Annotated in this window: 14 protein-coding genes; 10 read left to right on the top strand and 4 right to left on the bottom strand. The window is 41.8% G+C overall.

What is annotated here, in order from left to right:
• Positions 1–99 precede the first annotated feature (99 nt).
• The 4 genes from D4T97_RS18740 to D4T97_RS18725 all read right to left on the bottom strand — a co-directional run bounded on the left by D4T97_RS18740 (position 100) and on the right by D4T97_RS18725 (position 4,329).
• Complete coding sequence (locus D4T97_RS18740; protein WP_126052296.1) at positions 100–612, bottom strand: DUF3231 family protein; 513 nt, start codon at positions 610–612, stop codon at positions 100–102.
• 250 nt (positions 613–862) lie between these two features.
• Positions 863–1,252, bottom strand: coding sequence for a DUF2243 domain-containing protein (locus D4T97_RS18735; protein ID WP_235872311.1), 390 nt, complete (start codon positions 1,250–1,252; stop codon positions 863–865).
• 340 nt (positions 1,253–1,592) lie between these two features.
• Positions 1,593–2,651 (bottom strand): ABC transporter substrate-binding protein, encoded by a 1,059-nt coding sequence (locus D4T97_RS18730; RefSeq protein ID WP_126052309.1) that lies wholly within the window; start codon positions 2,649–2,651, stop codon positions 1,593–1,595.
• A 25-nt stretch (positions 2,652–2,676) separates the two neighbouring features.
• The gene (locus tag D4T97_RS18725; RefSeq protein WP_126052295.1) at positions 2,677–4,329 is read right to left on the bottom strand and encodes an amidohydrolase; all 1,653 of its coding nucleotides are present in this window, start codon (positions 4,327–4,329) and stop codon (positions 2,677–2,679) included.
• 152 nt (positions 4,330–4,481) lie between these two features.
• Between D4T97_RS18725 and D4T97_RS18720 the strand changes: the two genes are divergently transcribed.
• The 10 genes from D4T97_RS18720 (at position 4,482) to D4T97_RS18675 (ending at position 17,007) form a co-directional block, all read left to right on the top strand.
• Positions 4,482–5,717, top strand: a complete 1,236-nt coding sequence (locus D4T97_RS18720; RefSeq protein WP_164525641.1) for a MerR family transcriptional regulator — start codon at positions 4,482–4,484, stop codon at positions 5,715–5,717.
• A 184-nt stretch (positions 5,718–5,901) separates the two neighbouring features.
• The gene (locus D4T97_RS18715) at positions 5,902–7,080 is read left to right on the top strand and encodes an ROK family transcriptional regulator (RefSeq protein WP_126052293.1); all 1,179 of its coding nucleotides are present in this window, start codon (positions 5,902–5,904) and stop codon (positions 7,078–7,080) included.
• 234 nt (positions 7,081–7,314) lie between these two features.
• Positions 7,315–7,911 carry a chromate transporter gene (locus D4T97_RS18710; protein ID WP_126052292.1) on the top strand — a complete coding sequence of 199 codons (597 nt, stop codon included), beginning with the start codon at positions 7,315–7,317 and terminating at the stop codon, positions 7,909–7,911.
• A 4-nt stretch (positions 7,912–7,915) separates the two neighbouring features.
• Positions 7,916–8,446 carry a chromate transporter gene (locus D4T97_RS18705; RefSeq protein ID WP_126052291.1) on the top strand — a complete coding sequence of 177 codons (531 nt, stop codon included), beginning with the start codon at positions 7,916–7,918 and terminating at the stop codon, positions 8,444–8,446.
• An 81-nt stretch (positions 8,447–8,527) separates the two neighbouring features.
• Entirely contained in the window at positions 8,528–10,558 is a 2,031-nt protein-coding gene (locus D4T97_RS18700) for a transporter substrate-binding domain-containing protein (RefSeq protein ID WP_126052290.1), read from the top strand.
• Between the two features lies 1 nt (position 10,559).
• Positions 10,560–11,939: a sigma-54-dependent transcriptional regulator gene (locus D4T97_RS18695; RefSeq protein WP_126052289.1), complete on the top strand. Its 1,380-nt coding sequence runs from the start codon at positions 10,560–10,562 to the stop codon at positions 11,937–11,939.
• Positions 11,940–12,068: 129 nt separating this feature from the next.
• A complete protein-coding gene (locus D4T97_RS18690) occupies positions 12,069–13,055 on the top strand; it encodes a TAXI family TRAP transporter solute-binding subunit (protein WP_126052288.1) in 987 nt (328 codons plus the stop codon).
• Positions 13,056–13,183: 128 nt separating this feature from the next.
• The gene (locus D4T97_RS18685) at positions 13,184–13,567 is read left to right on the top strand and encodes a DUF1850 domain-containing protein (RefSeq protein WP_164525640.1); all 384 of its coding nucleotides are present in this window, start codon (positions 13,184–13,186) and stop codon (positions 13,565–13,567) included.
• A 6-nt stretch (positions 13,568–13,573) separates the two neighbouring features.
• Complete coding sequence (locus D4T97_RS18680) at positions 13,574–15,541, top strand: TRAP transporter permease (RefSeq protein WP_126052286.1); 1,968 nt, start codon at positions 13,574–13,576, stop codon at positions 15,539–15,541.
• A gap of 452 nt (positions 15,542–15,993) precedes the next feature.
• Entirely contained in the window at positions 15,994–17,007 is a 1,014-nt protein-coding gene (locus tag D4T97_RS18675) for a TAXI family TRAP transporter solute-binding subunit (protein ID WP_126052285.1), read from the top strand.
• Positions 17,008–17,052: the final 45 nt, after the last annotated feature.

Here is a 17,052-nt window from a genome sequence, read left to right as displayed (position 1 = left end):
AAAAGCGACGAAACCCATAACCAAAAATAGTGGAGAATAAAAATCAGGCGGGGGATATCAATTTGATATGCTCCGCTTTTTAGACAGCTCCGTCAGACCTTATTCTTGGTTTGTTGTATTTAAATGTAATGGTGGGGGAACTAACCAGCCTTTTTCTTTGTTTAGTTCCAGTACCTTAACACCAAGCGCAGCCTTGCTGATATGGAATTGGCCAAACATTGCACCTATATCTTCACGTATAGATTCTCCCATAATCGTGCTACAAGCCACTAGACCTTTTGCAACATTCATAGCTAGAGCTGCACTAATTTCTGGATCGTTAAAACGTGCTCCTACAGGAATATCTTCTAAATTAGCTACAGGTTTTTCTGGCGAGGATGGCGGAAGGGCTACACCATTGGCCTTTAATAAATCTTCGATTTGCTGATTTTCAGATTTTATAGCTTGAATACTTTCTTGCAATAACCTCTTCAAATCATCGTCACCTGCATGATTGATGAAGGTTTGATATGCTACCAAGCATCCATAGTTAGCAGTAAGGTAAGTCCAGGTTCCAAATACTTCTCCATAATGCATAGGTTCATCTTTTGGGTTTCCACTTAAAATTCCCATAATCGCACCCCTTATCATAATCATTATTTCTTCCTTGAGCAGAAGATGTTACTAAAGATTAAGGTGCGAATATTTACTCGAAATATACAAATGAAATTTTTATTATTTAAAAGCGAGGCTTCTTAAGTGTGTGAAAAGTAAAAAACTAGGATCCTTCTCTCATGTGGTATGCGATTCTTATAGCTGCATGAGATTAATTTAGAATAGTTGATAACAGATATACCAAGGAGTCTCAATGGAGTGATGAATTTTATATACCAAATTTTAACTCTTTGTTTCTAAGTTTTTTGAAAAGTAACCCAATGATAATTAATATAACACCTGAGATATCGAAGAGGATATCAAATAATAACTGATTCGGACCTGGTTTTACATGGTGAATTTGTAATATATGGTGATTTAAAATGCCTTCAATAAAATTAAATAATCCAGCACCAAGAAATATACCACTGAAAAAGGTAAACTTATTATTTTTTGAATCTGATGGATCGCTTTTCCATAATATTATTGCACCTATAAAAATAACGATTGTAACAAACAAATGAAACAATCCATCACTCACTATTTGATTGAAACGGTTCGTTTGCATATAAACACTGTGCCATTGTAATATTTGATGAAAAAAAATACCATCAACCATTCAAATTAGTCCGATACCAAACAAGAAAGCCCCTACAAATGTTGAACGCATAATAAAACTCCTTTGGTTATTAGTTATTTAACTTATTGACAAATATAAAAAGTTTTATAAGTAGGTTTCAGTGCAGGCAGCTATTACCCTACAGCGAATAAAGGAAGACCATTGGACATACATAGAGCACGAAGTTCTGTTCATATTCGGGACGACGGAATTGCCCATAACCTCTTCAAAGTAGCGGGCATTAGCTAATTACTTTGATTTGAGGCCCACAAATGCAAAGTAAGGCGGGGCATATCACATTGATATGCCCCGCCTTATTTATAGAGGGATATTGTCAATATCACTGTTTCACTTCTGTCCAAATCCGGTCATACAAGACAGTCGCCTCGCCAACATCTCTTGCATATTCGGAGCGCTCGAAGAAGTCCTTAGGGATGCTCATCTCCTCTTGAATCTCTTCGGAAAGAAGCTTGACGGCCTCTTGATTTGGATTGCCGTACGGATATGCTTCAGAAATTTCCTTGCTTATTTCAGGCCTCAAAACAAAGTCGATGAATTTTTCCGCGTTTTCTTTATGCGGTGCCCCTTTAGGAATCACAAAATTATCTTGCCATAAAAAGGATGCTTCCTCAGGGAAAATAATCTCGATGTTCGGGTTTTCGCGTTTTGCCAATGCTGCTTCCGCGCTGTACATAATGCCTGCTTTTGCTTCACCAGTGATCAGCAGGCCTTTCGGATTGTCGCCGTCAAAAGCTTTAATGTTAGGCTTTAACTCTTTCAATAAATCTCCGGCTTCTTCTATTTCTTTCTCGTCGGTACTATTAATCGGATAACCTTTAATAGCCAGCATTGCGCCGACCGAGGCACGGTTATCTTCCGGCATGACGAGGCTGTTTTTAAACTCGGGATCGAACAAGTCCTCATAGCCTTTGACGTCTTTTTTGACGTGCTCCTTATTCACTGCAATCACAACCGAACCCCATAAATAAGGAACGGTATACTCATCCTCCGGATCTGCAAATGTTCCTGTAAAATCAGGGTTCAAATTTTTCAAGTTTGGGATATTTTCTTTATTGATTTTTTCAAGCATATCCTCTTTTACTAACATTTCGATAAAAAACAGTGTCGGAACAGCAATGTCATATCCAAGATTTCCGCCACTTAGCTTAGCATACATCTCTTCGTTGGAGGAAAAGGTGGTGTAATTCACTTTGATTCCTGTTTCCTCTTCAAATTTTTGTATTACCGACTCTGGCAGGTACTCAGACCAGTTAAAAACATTCAGTACTTTCTCATCCGATTTTCCTCCCGAGCCGGAAGAGCCGCTGGATCCGCACGCTGATAATAATAATGAAGCAATCATTATTATTGATAAAAGAAAGATCATTGGTTTGCGCATTTTAAAAGTATCTCCTTTCGTTGCATCATGAAGTAACGGCAATAAAATCTTTATCACGATAAGTTTCTTTTCCTTCAAATAAAGTCAGCTGGACCTTGGTCTGACTAATTTCTCCTTCAGGTATTTCAAATAAATTTCGGTCCAAAACGATTAGATCCGCCTTTTTTCCTTGTTCAATGGAACCTGTCAGCTGCTCAAGTTTTAATGAATAAGCGCCGTTTATTGTAAAACTTTCAATCATGTTGGCGAGCGTGGTTCTTTCCGCCGGGTTATTGATCAAATGCTCGTCGGATTTCCCAATTTCAGTTCGAGTTACACCCAACTGAATGCCGTTTAATGGATGAAAGTTCATTGTGACTGGATAGTCGCTCGCGGAGGCAGCAATAATTCCTGCATCAATCAGGCTTTGCATCGGATATTGCCTTGCTGCTCTTTCTTTGCCAAGATAAGGCTCTTCGATGTCGAAATAATAGCTTGGCTCCTTCATGAACCAGTATGGATTAGGGACCGAAACCACGTTCAACTTCTTCATTCTGTCAATGTCTTCCGGATTGACCAGTTGGAGATGGGTAATCGCATGGCGGGAATCAAACGGCTCATCCTGCGATTCCGCATATTCGAGTCCATCCAATGAAATCCTTGTGGATGCATCCCCGATGGAATGGATATGGATCGTAAATCTTTCTTTATGCAATCTAGCTGCAGCTTCCTTGTAAATCTCCGGATCCCAGACCAGCTCCCCGCGGGAATCTATATGTTCATATGGTTCTTCGAGATAGGCGGTGGCGCCTTCTACGACTCCGTCTATAAAAAATTTCGCTGAATTCGTTTGAAAATAACTACCTCTGCTATGTTTCTCTCTTTCTGCCACTAATTCCTCCACTTGCTCGAGACCTTTTTCAGGATCGACATATAGGGAGTTTCTATACCTGATTGTCAGTTTGCCTTCCTTCTCCAATTCGCTGTAAGCCTTAATAACATTTCCGTTTTTCATAAAAGGCTCATGGGCAGATGTGATTCCGCATGCCGCAGCCATTTTTTGATAGGCTAAAATTCCTTTTTTATATTGTTCGACTGTGTAATCGGGAATTTCGATGAGGTTCATTGCACTTTCCCTTAACGTACCGGAAGGTTCTCCCGTAGAAGGATCACGCTCAATCACTCCGCCTTTCGGGTTGACGGTTTCTGCCGTAATCTCCGCTAGTTCCAACGCTTTTGAATTGACCCAGGCGGAATGGTGGTCTTCTGAATATAAGCAAACAGGAACATTTGGCGCAATCTCATCAAGCACTTCTTTTCTCGGACCGATTCCTGTTCCGATGGCATTTCCCCAGCCAACTCCGATAATGATTTCGGCATCGGGCTTATTATCCATATATTTTTTTACCGCGTCTGCCGCCTCTTGCTGGCTTTCACAATTATTCAAATCAACAGTAAAAAGTGCTTCCACACCGCCCATACTTGCATGAGTATGGCTGTCAAAAAATCCGGGGAGCACCATTTTCCCTTGAAGGTCTACGATTTCCGTTTCGTTATTTTCAAATTGTTTAGCATCCTTATTCGATCCGACGAATAGTATTTTGCCGGCGGCAACTGCGACGGCTTCAGCCTGGCTCCTATCTTTATCAACTGTATAGATATTGCCATTATAAAAGATCAGATCAGCATAAACGGCCATCCAAACCCCTCCAAATCAATATTTAAGCGCTTACAAAGATATTAATTCATCGGGTATACACCGCGTCAATGTGCACTTTTAATAGATTTTGATTAAAACGTTGAGCATACCCCATGTTTGGGGTATAAATGAATTATAGGGGGTTTATTGAGATGAAAATTGGGGAATTCGCAAAAAAATTTGATGTAACGATAGATACAGTCCGTCATTATATCGAAATGGGCCTATTGATTCCAACAAAGGAAAGGTCCCACTATCACTTCGATTCAACCTGTACAGATGATATGGGATTGATTGTCAAGTTAAAGCAGCTGCAATTCACCTTGCAGGAAATTCATAAAGTCATATCTTTAAAGCGGATAACCCATTTTGTCGATATTCAAGAAATAGACTACTATTTGAAAGTATTGCTGGAAAAGAAACAGGATCTCCTCAGGGAAAAAGAAAAAATAAACCAATCCCTTCATTTGCTGGATAAGAAAATTGAGTCGATCCATCTGATGAGCGTGACAACCGCGGAATCCGGTGTCCCATTACTATTTTTATCGCTGTTCCACTGTCCGCATTGCCAGGAAGCACTTCATACAACAGACGCTTTCATTAAGGGACAATACGTATTAAAGGGCTCTTTGCGCTGCAGGTGCGGATACGAAGCCGTTATCAAAGATGGCATCATTGTCACCCCGAATGTAAGTGCTTCCCCACAAAATGAGCATTATATATACGATCAGCAAATGATCGAAGAAATTACTCCCAGTTTCATCAGTCTGTTGGAAAAAGGGAATCAATGGGTCTATAAACGGATGCTGGAGAACGACTTTTCCAATAAAGTCATTTTGGAAACGAATGTGGAGACCTATGTTTTTCCGCCCAAGCTTTTATATTCCCTGTCCCCGAATGCACTTTATGTGTTTTGCGGAAATACCGTGGGAATGCTGAGGAAGTTAAAAAGGAAGATTGAACACTTTAATCCAAAATTAAATGTTCTTTATATCGTAAACAGCCAATTGGATCTTCCTTTTAAACATGAAATGATCGATGTCGTGATTGATGTTTTATCTTTCAATGACTTTTCGTTGTTTAATAACAGCCATCCACTTGAAAAATTGTCCCCGTACTTTAAGCGGGATACAAAAATTTTTGGCTACAATGTATTTTACGACGCGAACTCTCGATCTCATAAAAAGCTCCGCGAGCTATATCCAAACGGGCATGCGGAAAACCTGCAATCTTGTTTTCTTAAAAACAATCTCTCTAGCGGCGGATTTACGTTAATCGAAAGCGAAGATATAGGATACACGGAAAACCCGGGGGAATATATCGATTATCATGAAAAAAATGAAAAGCTTCATTGTGTTGCCTATGCAGCCGAAATGAAAAGCAGATAAGCTCCTTCCTTAAAAAGGAGTTTTTTTTCTGGAAAAACCCGGCTAGTTACAATCCCTCTTATAACATACTTAACACCAGACAAGTCCCCGTAGTAAAAAATACTTGAAGATTCGCCCATACTCCGATACATTATAGATAAGACTTAATTCCAAAAAGGAATAAAGGTATTCAGGAGGAGACATATTGCTAAAAGAATTCCTGACCGACGATTCAAGGAAAAATTCACTTTTAAAAGAGACATACAGACAGATCCATAAGCGCAGTTCCATATCTAAAGCGGAATTGATCGAGCTATTGCAGGCCAAACCGACAACCATGACGAGGACGATCGATGAACTTTTGGAAAACGGATGGATAAAAGAAGGAGGAATCGGCCCTTCAAGCGGCGGACGCCCGCCCATATTATATGAGACAGTCAAAGAGTCTGCGTGGATCGTCGGTATTGATATATCTCGGACTGCCGTTAGAGCAGTATTGACAACAGTAGACTTTTCCATTCAGGACCTTTATTTCATTCAGATGACAGACAAACAGACGCCTGACGTTGTTTTTAACGATATCAGTGCTGTGATTGATGCTTGGCTTTCGAAGTATGATATTCCCTTTGAGCGTCTGCTCGGCATCGGCGTCGGGGCAGTTGGGCCAATCCAAAGGGAAGAAGGAAAACTGATTAATCCGGAATCATTTCTTTCTCCCGGATGGGAAAATATCAATATCCGGGAAAGGCTTGCCCGATTCCCTGTTCAGATTTTAGTCGATAATGGAGCAAACAGCGCGACGGTAGCGGAGTTTGTCCAACATGATGAAGCATACCGCAATATTCTGTATTGCGTACATGGGCACGGAATACGGGGCGGAGTCATGAATGGTGGAAATGTGTTTTATTCAGGACAAGGGGATACAAGTGCATTGGGGCATGTCATTGTCCAGGCAAACGGAAAGGTCTGCATCTGCGGGAGGGAAGGATGTTTGACCGCCTATGCTTCTTTCCCTGCAATGTTGGAAGAATACAAGAGGGTTAGCGGGAAAAAAGACGCCTCATTTGAGCATTTTTTGCAATTGCTGATAGAGGATGATCCGCAGGCTGTCCGAGTTGCGGAAAAAGGCGCCTTTTATTTCGGAGTAGGATTGGCAAACATGATCAATTCACTTCGTCCGGAGCTCGTTGTGGTTCATGGCAGCCTCGTCTATGAAACCTCATTCTTTTTTGAAAAAGCCGTATACAGCGCTAAAGCGCATATGTATATGCCGGATGCATATTCCCCTGAATTTAAAATGGGATCTTTAAAAGAAGAAGCGATTGCCCTAGGCGCAGCCATGCAAGTATACCAGTCGTATTTTAACGGAAACTTTATAAATTGAACTAAATATTATACACACTTGGGAGGGCACCGTTGATTTCCGTTCCAGGCGGACAAACAGCAAACACGGGCAACATCGAGGTCTCATCATGCCCGTGTCGGCGGACAAACGGCAAAAGCGGGTAACATGAAGGGGGCATGATCTTGGCCGGACTGCGTCAATGTAAATTATTAATTCAACCTATATATTTAGCCGACTCGTAATAGGCAATAAGCAGAAAGGAGCACCAAAAAAATGAAAGATAAAAATGCTTATCTGCTCCTGCAGCTTTTTTGGACCTTCATGAAAATCAGTCCGGTCACGTTCGGTGGCGGTTTTGTCATGATGCCATTAATGAAAAAAGAAGTAGTTGAAAAGAAAAAGTGGATCAAAGATGAGGAAATCGTTGATTCTTTTGCGCTCGCACAATCGGCTCCTGGTTCGGTGGCTGTCAATTCGGCAGCTTTTGTCGGGTACCGGATTGCGGGAGTGAAGGGTGCGCTTGCGGCGACAGTCGGCATGATGATTCCTACTTTTTTTATTGTTATCATTTTAAGTCTTTTATTTCTTACTGTGAGAAATAATCACTTTGTCGAAGCCGCCTTTAAAGGGATCAGGCCGGCGGTGGTCGCTCTCATTGTTTATGCTGCATTGACCACCGTCCGTTCCTCCATAACTGACAAATCCACTTTAACGGTAATGATATCGGCAGTGATACTGCTGATTTTCTTTCATATGCATCCCATCCTTTTGATTGCTGCAGGGATATTGAGCGGAATCGCTATTACAAAAATAAAGGCATCAAAAGCGGATTCAAGATTGGCGAGAACACAGGCCGAAGAAGGAAGGTAAAACAATGCTTCTTGATATATTTCTTACGTTTATGCTGATTGGTTTTGTTTCTTTTGGTGGGGGCTATGCCATCATCCCTATGATTCAATTGGAGGTCACTCGTCATGGATGGATGACGTCGCAGGAGTTAATCGATGTCATTGCGGTGGCCGGGATGTCGCCGGGCCCGATTGCTACGAATACGGCCGTGTTCATAGGCTTCCATACGGCAGGATTGCCAGGTGCCGTTATAGCTGCTGTGGCAATTACTTTACCGTCCGTTTTAATCGTATTTGTCATCGCTGCTTTTTTCTATAAAATGAATGAAGTTCCCGCGATCCACTCGGCCTTTTACGGGCTTCGCCCCATCGTTACCGCCTTGATCATTTTTGCTGCCTATTCATTTGCACTCTCAAACGGTCTTTTTTCCTTTTCTAAAGAAGCTCTCATTGGAGGACTTTTGTTTTTGTTCTGTTTATTTTCCTTAATGAAATTCAAATGGCACCCGGCCTTAATCATTCTGATTGCCGGCGTGTTAGGGATTGTCTTATATTGACAGATTCTGTATTGCACCTTCCTTATTAGTGAGCTAATCTAGAAACACAGCCTGGATTGCTTTCGCTGGAGGTGTATTTTTTTGTTTAAAAAGATAGTCATTATCTGCCTATTGCTTTTATTTTCAAGCGTCCCGAGGACGGCCCATGGTGAACCTGACGATAATCCATCAGAAGGTTCAGGGTCTTATTTGCCGGATAATCGAGTGTTAAAAGTCGGTTTTGATCCCCAATCGCCGCCTTATCAATTTATACGCGATGACCGCTATGTCGGGTTTAATATCGATTTAATAGAAAAAGTTGCGGAAGATCAGAATTTTTATGTGAAATATGTTCCGCTTTCCATCAATCAAAGCATTGAAGCCCTTAGGGAAGGGGAAATCGATATCATCCTTGGAGTCCCGTTCAGAGCTGAATACAGTGAGGTAGTGGACTTTACTGATCGGTATTTGACTTCTTCAGTGGGGGTTCTGGTCCCTGCGGACAGTCCTATCAAGGAGTTGACAGACCTTCAGGGAAAGAGAGTTGCCATTCAATATGACACGATGGAATACGAGTTTTTGAAAAATATCCGAAATATTCATTACCATTCAGCTCATAATGCCAAAACAGGTCTTGAGGTAGTGTATAAAGGCCGTGCAGATGCTTATGTCGGGAACCAGATTACAGCAAAATATTTATTGAATGAAAAGGGCCTTGATTCAGAGTATCGTTTTTTAGACAGCCATTTATTGCCGCTTGAATATTCTTTTGCGGTCCAAAAAGGAAATTATCTATTGATGCATCATTTGAATGTCGGAATCCGCCATTTGAAGCTGACGGACAGCTATTCCGGAATATACAACAAGTGGTTCGAGAATTTTGAATCCCCTCTAAGCGAGAAATTGAAAAAGATCCGGGAAGCCCTCATATTTATTGTCATCCTAGCGCTTATCATTTTCCTTCTTGGCTTTCGCTGGAACCGTACTCTCCAGAGGGAAGTCAACCGCAAAACGAAAGACTTGCAGACAATGAATCTATCGTTGAAGGAGCAGGTTCAAAAAACAAAAAACAGCGACCAGTTTAAAGAACAGATTTTAGAGTCCAGTGCAAGAGGGGTTGTTACTTGCGATCATAACGGCATAATTACAACAATCAATCGTGTAGCCTTGGATATGATGGGTGAAAAGCGGAAGCCTGAAGGGATAAAAGCAAGTAATTTTCCTTTCTTATGGAACATGCTAGAAGGAAATATTGATGAGACAATTAAATCGGGGAAGAAGATTATCGGAAAGGAGCAGGAATTGACCCTTCCGCAGAGAGGAACCTGCTTTATCCGCTATGATATCCAGCCGTTATATAACTTTGAGAAAAAAACAACAGGCGCTTTGCTAATGTTTGAAGATATAACGACGGAAAAAACAATTAAAGACCAATTGCAGGAGCAGGAAAAAAGTCAGGCCTTGATCCAGCTTGTTGCAGGACTGGCTCATGAAATCAGAAATCCGCTCACATCCATCAAGACGTTTGTCCAGCTGATTCCCATCAAAATGGATAACGAGAGGTTTCGATCTGAGATCTCCACGCTCGTTCCAAAAGAGATTGAAAGATTAAACCAACTTGTGGAAGGTCTGATCAACTATGCAAAGCCCGGCAGCAAAGAGGCAAAGCCGATCAACCTGGAAAAGCTCATTCAATCGACAATCATTTTATTCAAACAGGAAGCCGAAAATAAAAATATCAATATCGATTGGGAATTGGAATCGGAATTATGGATTGAAGCGGATGAAAGTCAAATAAGCCAAGTCTTGATCAATATTTTTCTTAACGCTATTGAGTCAATGGATAACAAAAGAAAAAATATGAATGAGCAGACTGCTTTGACTTTTTCCATACGGGCGTACCAGGCCGGGAATGAAGTGGTTGTAGCCCTTTCAGATGAAGGGGAAGGGATGACGGAGGAAGAGACGAGGAAAATTTTTGAGCCTTTCTATACATCGAAAACGTCAGGCACCGGACTTGGGCTCTCCCTTTCCAAACAGTATATAATGGAGAATAAAGGATCCTTGATGGTAGAAAGTAAGCCGGGTTCCGGAAGTGTATTTGAGCTGAGGTTTCCCAAAAAGGAGAATTAACATGAAGGTTTTGATCATTGATGATGAACAAGCTATTTGTTCTTCCTTGAAATTTGCCCTTGAAGATGAATTTGATGTACAAACAACAACAGATCCCTACAAGGGACTGGCATGTTTGAAGGAACAGGAATTTGATCTCTGCCTGCTTGATTTAAAAATTGGAGCAGTCAATGGCCTTGATATATTGGAAGAAATCAAAGTCATCCAGCCGTCAACCATTGTAGTGATGATGACAGCATATGGTTCCATTTCATCATCGGTAGAAGCGATCAAGAAGGGTGCGTATTCCTATCTGACAAAGCCCCTCCATATGGAGGAATTGTTTTCGACGATGCGGCAGGCTTTGAAATTTCAGCAATTAAATAAAAAGGTGGAGTATTTAAGCCAGGAACTGGAAAAGCGTTATGCCTACGAAGGAATCATTGGAAACAGCCCTGCTATGAAACATGTATTCGAGTTGATAGATAAAGTAAAAGATATTGATTCGAACATACTTGTCACCGGTGAAAGCGGGACAGGCAAGGAACTTGTCGTTAGGGCAATCCATTACTCTGGAAAAAGGAGGAGAGAGCATATTGAAGTGGTCAATTGCTCCGCCATTCCTGAAAACCTCCTTGAAAGTGAACTGTTCGGCCATGAGAAGGGAGCTTTTACAGGGGCCATGTTTAAAAGAGAGGGGAAGTTCCAGTTGGCCCAAAATGGAACGATATTTCTTGATGAAATAGGTGAAATGCCTTTATCCCTCCAAGCCAAACTTCTTCGTGTCATCCAGCAGCGGGAAGTGACACCGCTCGGGGCACAAAAGCCTGTCAAGCTTGACGTGCGAATTATCGCGGCGACGAACAGGGATCTGAAAAAAGCGGTGGAGGAAGGGATTTTCAGAGAAGATTTATACTATCGTCTGAATGTATTAGAAATTACATTACCCCCGCTAAGGGAAAGGCGGCAAGATTTGCCGCTATTAATCAATCACTTTATCGACGAATTCAATAAAGAGCTCAATAAAAGGATCATAGGCTTTTCTGAAGAAGCGTTAAAGTGGCTGTTAAACTATGATTACCCCGGAAATATCCGCGAATTGGCCAATATCGTAGAGTCTGCGATGATTGTGGAAAGAGTAGACCAGCACGGTTTGATGGACCTGCCAAGAAGGTACACAGAAAAGCCAGCACAGCAAGGTGCATCCGTTGATACGATTGAAGCGGCTGCAGAAGTACTGGCAGGTGTTCCCTTAAAGGAAATTGAGGAAAAGGTGATTTTGGCCACACTGAAAAAAAATGGAAACCATCGGAAAAAAACAGCGGAAATGCTTGGTATTAGCGAGCGTGGATTACGGGAAAAACTAAAAAATTATAAAGAAAGCGGCAAAACCTTCCTGTAAGCGGAAAAGTTTGCCGCTTTTACATTTGTACGACATTGGAAGCGCTTGAAACGACAGGGTTTTACAGTTGGCACGGATATTGCAATAAGTGTTATCAGGAGCGAAATTACAATTGGAGGGTCAAAAAAGATGAAAAAATTATCGATATTATTTTTTGCACTAATACTTTTATTAGCAGCATGTGGAGGCGGAGAAAAAGCCTCAGACAGCAAGAGCGACGGGGAAGTGTCATTTGATGATCTGTTCGTGACTATCGCCACAGGTGGAACTTCAGGAGTTTATTATCCATTAGGAGGAGCGCTTGCGACGATTTTGGAAGATAAATTGGGAATCGATGCTTCTGTTCAAGCAACACAGGCATCTGTAGAAAACGTGAATCTTATTTTAAGTGACCGTGCTGAATTGGCTTTGATCACTGGAGATACGGGATTCCAGGCGTACGAAGGCTCCGGTCCCTTTGAAAAAGAAGGAGCGAAAGAAGATTTAAGAGCACTTGCTTCATTCTACCCTAACTACTTGCAAATCATCGCAACAAAAGAGTCCGGCATCAAATCGTTTGCAGATCTGAAAGGGAAAAAAGTGGCCGTTGGTGCTCCGAATTCAGGAACAGAGCTGGCTGCACAAGTTCTTTTGGAAGGACATGGCATGAGTTATAAAGATATCACACCTGACTACCTATCCTTTGCAGAGGCGGCAGAGCAAATGAAAAACGGCATCATTGATGCGGCTATTTTAAGCAGTGGTATTCCGAACTCAGCAATTATGGACTTGGAGACAACACATGGTGTCAACTTCCTTCCAATCGAGGATGATGCTATGAAATATTTGACAGAGAAATATTCTTATCTTAAAGAAGCAACAATTCCTGCAGGTTCATACAGCAACAAAGAGGATGTCGCTGCAATCTCCATTACTAACGCATTGATAGTAAGCAAAGATTTGTCAGATGATGAAGTTTACGCAATCACTAAAGCGATTTTTGAAAATCTCGATACTTTGAAAAATGCTCACAGCGCCGCTGAAGATATTGATGTGAACCATGCTCCTGATGGGCTTGGCATTCCGCTGCACCCGGGAGCTGAAAAGTATTTTAAAGAAGAAGGCGTATTAAAATAAACGACCTAGCACAGCAAAGAAGGAGTTGGCTCCAGCTCCTTCTACTTAAAAAAAGTTTATGGATCTTCGTAATTACATGCTTAATACTAATAGCCGCTTTTGCTTATTATAAACAGCAATCACTCGAATTGGTCTTGCGGGATCAAGAGGATGGAACTGAGTATATAAGAGAAAAAGTTGATCCGGGTGATGAAATCATCGTGCACTGGAGACATTCAGTTGAAAGAACGATATGGGAAGAAAAGCTGAAGGTTGAAAAAGACCAAACCTTCACTTTGACCGAAACCCGCTTTCAATCATTTGGGGCAGGGGTTCCGAATGAGAAGGAAGGGAACGTTTCAATTAAAGATGGATATGTAGTCATGGATAATTTGAATGAAACAAAGCCGGCTTACTATTGGTTTCATTCCCAGCTGGCTGAATTGACGGTTTATAAAAATGGAAAAGAACTTCTGCTGCCTGATGACATTCCTCATCATCATAAAGTGGAGATGATTATAGAGAAGGGGTGACAAAAAATGAAAAAAGAAACAGTTGCACAGGAAACAGCCGAGTTGGAGCAAGGTCATGTGGAGATTTTGGAAAAGTATGATGCAGAGTCACGGTTCCGGATTTTTAAGAACAAATACATGACATTACTTATTTCCATCATTGCTGTAGCGTTTTCTTTATATCATTTATATACGTCTGTTTTCGGGGCTCCTGCCACGATCAAGCACCGGGCTATTCACGTTGCACTTGTACTTGTTTTAATATTCTTACTGTATCCTGCCAGCAAAAAGATGAGCAGAAGCAGGCTGAATTGGTTTGATGCGGTTCTGGCTGTTCTGTCCATAGCTACGGCAGTATATATTTTCGTAGATTATTTGGGAATTATCAACCGTGGCGGAATTCCGAACAGCATGGATATTGCCTTTGGGGTCCTCCTGGTTATTCTTGTGTTGGAAGCCGCAAGAAGGGTTACCGGCTGGGCGCTGCCGACATTGGCTATTTTATTTTTCTTATACGCGCTATATGGCCGCAGTTTCTCCGGTATCTTCCGGCACCGGGGCTATGAGTGGGATATGGTCGTCAACCAGTTATATGTGACGACAGAAGGTATTTTTGGAACTGCTGTCGGGGTTTCAGCAACTTATATATTCCTGTTCATCCTTTTTGGTGCAGTATTGGGAAGATCCGGAATGGGTCAGTTTTTCAATGACTTTGCCCTTGCGGTTGCGGGTCATACAAAAGGCGGACCTGCAAAAGTTGCTGTTATGGCCAGCGGATTGTTGGGGAGCATCAATGGATCTGCCATTGCGAACGTTGTTACAACGGGTGCTTTTACAATTCCGTTGATGAAAAAAATCGGTTATAAAAGAGATTTCGCAGGTGCCGTTGAAGCGACTGCTTCGGTAGGTGGACAAATCCTTCCGCCTGTCATGGGCGCCGCCGCTTTTATCATGGCAGAAATGCTGAGCATTCCGTATTCTCAGGTGGCATTGGCCGCTATTTTGCCTGCCGGATTATATTACTTGGGAATCATTACTCAAATCCATCTTAGAGCTTCAAAAGATGGATTGGAAGGAATCAAAAGGTCTGAATTGCCAAAGGTTTCAGAGGTTATGAAGGAAAGAGGGCATTTATTCTTACCGCTTCTTTTCCTCATTTACATGCTTTTCTTCAGCGGTAAAACAATTATCTTTGCTGCATTCTGGACGATCATTGTAACAGTTCTTGCAGCACAGATTAGAAAAACGACTAGAATGTCCTTTAAAGATATTATGGGAGCATTGGAAGATGGTGCCCGGTCTGCTTTATCTGTTGCCGTTGCGTGTGCCGCGGTTGGAATTATTGTTGGTGTAGCTACGTTGACAGGTTTCGGCTTGAAACTGGCCAGCGGAATTGTTGCCGTTGGCGGTGACAGCCTGTTCTTGACTCTAGTGTTTACAATGATCGCTTGTATCATTTTGGGAATGGGGCTTCCTAGTATTCCGACATATATTATCACAGCGACAATGGCTGCACCTGCACTTGTTCAACAGGGTGTACCGCCATTCGTTGCCCACATGTTTGTATTCTATTTCGGTTTGTTCGCAAACCTTACACCCCCGGTAGCGCTAGCTGCCTTTGCCGCCGCGGGTATATCCGGAGGAAGTCCGATGCGGACCGGGTTTGTGTCAATGAAACTGGCAATCGCCGGTTTTATCGTACCATTTACATTTGTATATAATCATTCACTGCTAATGATTAATACAACATTTATCGAAGGTGCGATTGTTACTGTCACATCCATAACCGGTGTTATTATGCTGGGAGTTGCTGCTGAGGGTTATTTATTTACAAAGATGAACTGGCTATTAAGAATAATGGCGCTTGCCGGCTCCATCTTGATGATTACCCCCAACATGACGCAGGATGTGATCGGGATTGCGCTTGTAGTCATTGTCTTTGCTATTCAAATGATCAGGGTTAAAAAACAGAACGCTATGTCTTTAGCTTCGTAGAATTATACTGCAGGCGATTTGAAAGAGTGGATCTTTTGATCGCCTGTTTTATATTAAAAATGAATCGTTTACCTTCATAATTACAAGTGCTTGCGGTTTCCTATTTTCCAGTTTTGAATGGCAGGGGGTTTTTGGCTGATCAAGTCAAATACCTCCGATGAGCAGAATGTCCTGGTACTCCGGCCCTCACAGGAGCTGTGGATTTACGGATGCCTGCACTTGCCATTCTCAAAACAGGCGACTTCCGCTATTATATCTAAAACTAAACTACTAAAAAACTTTGTATATTCCAACTTTCTGAATATTTTATTGAAGAATATATATAATTTTGATATAATGATAGTTGCTAGCACCTGCCTCATTACAGAATTTTTTTCAGGTTTTGTACATAAGCTTTATGAAAGCGGTATCAATTCTAGAAACAATAAAAAAATATAGAAAGGGGAAAATGGATGTTTACTAAAAAAAGAATTTCGTTTTTTGCAATTTTAATTATGATAGCTGGCCTACTTGCTGCGTGCGGCGGTGGCGGTGGCGGCGGCAAGAAGAAGGTAGCGATTGGACCGCCGGCAAGTGAAACCAACTCCGTTTCGAAATTGATTTTGGAAGCCTATGGCGTTGAAGATGGAGATTTTGAGGCATATCAGGAAGGTTTTGGGGATGCGGCTGACGGGGTTCAGGATGGAAATATTCAAGTGTCCATCGGAATACTAGGTTTGCCGGCCGGAAGCATTGAAAGTTTACAAGCTTCTGCAGGCGATGTAAAAATGCTGGAGCTTTCGGATGACGCAATCAAATATATTGAGGAAAACAGTGGGTATAAACGTTACACGATTCCTAAAGATACGTATGATTTCCTTGATTCTGATATTGAAACTGTAACTGCATACGCTGTTTTAATGGGCAATACAGACACGATTGATGAAGAGCTTGGATATGAGCTTGCCAAGATCATGGTTGAAAATGCAAGCGAAAATACTCACGACCAGGCCAAGCAGATGACGCTTGAAAATGCATTGAATGGAGCTGAAGGGCTTCCAATTCACCCAGGTGCGAAAAAATATTATGAAGAACAGGGATTGACTGTGGACAATCCTGTGGCTGAGCTGAAAGCAGACAAGAAAGACAGAAAGAGCGAGATGATCCTAGGTACAGGAAGCCAGGGAGGAACTTATTATCCGCTTGGTGGAGAAATGGCAAATATTTGGAACAAGCACATTGACGGTGTCAATGTGACGAATACTGAAACAGGCGCCTCCATTGAGAATCTATCAAGCATTCGCGATGGTAATATGGACCTGGGCATGACCGTCCATGTGCCGGCGCTGGCTGCCGTTGACGGCAAAGGGGACTTTGAAGGTGCTAAGGTGGAAAATGCTGCTTTCATCGGACATATTTATCCTGAAGTCATCCAGATCATCACACGTGAAAAAGCAGGAATCAAGAGTTTGGATGATCTGAAATAAAAATGATGAAGAAAGGGATGATTGAATATTGTCATCCCTTTTTCA

This window comes from Siminovitchia acidinfaciens (assembly GCF_003605385.1).
In the GTDB taxonomy this organism is placed as follows: domain Bacteria; phylum Bacillota; class Bacilli; order Bacillales; family Bacillaceae_C; genus Siminovitchia; species Siminovitchia acidinfaciens.
This window is presented reverse-complemented; position numbering and strand designations above follow the sequence as displayed.

Bases quoted from the DNA above. Each gene is read 5' to 3' on its own strand.
- D4T97_RS18740 (WP_126052296.1), bottom strand. From the start codon at position 612: ATGGGAATTTTAAGTGGAAACCCAAAAGATGAACCTATGCATTATGGA.
- D4T97_RS18735 (WP_235872311.1), bottom strand. From the start codon at position 1,252: ATGGTTGATGGTATTTTTTTTCATCAAATATTACAATGGCACAGTGTT.
- D4T97_RS18730 (WP_126052309.1), bottom strand. From the start codon at position 2,651: ATGCGCAAACCAATGATCTTTCTTTTATCAATAATAATGATTGCTTCA.
- D4T97_RS18725 (WP_126052295.1), bottom strand. From the start codon at position 4,329: ATGGCCGTTTATGCTGATCTGATCTTTTATAATGGCAATATCTATACA.
- D4T97_RS18720 (WP_164525641.1), top strand. From the start codon at position 4,482: ATGAAAATTGGGGAATTCGCAAAAAAATTTGATGTAACGATAGATACA.
- D4T97_RS18710 (WP_126052292.1), top strand. From the start codon at position 7,315: ATGAAAGATAAAAATGCTTATCTGCTCCTGCAGCTTTTTTGGACCTTC.
- D4T97_RS18705 (WP_126052291.1), top strand. From the start codon at position 7,916: ATGCTTCTTGATATATTTCTTACGTTTATGCTGATTGGTTTTGTTTCT.
- D4T97_RS18695 (WP_126052289.1), top strand. From the start codon at position 10,560: ATGAAGGTTTTGATCATTGATGATGAACAAGCTATTTGTTCTTCCTTG.
- D4T97_RS18690 (WP_126052288.1), top strand. From the start codon at position 12,069: ATGAAAAAATTATCGATATTATTTTTTGCACTAATACTTTTATTAGCA.
- D4T97_RS18680 (WP_126052286.1), top strand. From the start codon at position 13,574: ATGAAAAAAGAAACAGTTGCACAGGAAACAGCCGAGTTGGAGCAAGGT.
- D4T97_RS18675 (WP_126052285.1), top strand. From the start codon at position 15,994: ATGTTTACTAAAAAAAGAATTTCGTTTTTTGCAATTTTAATTATGATA.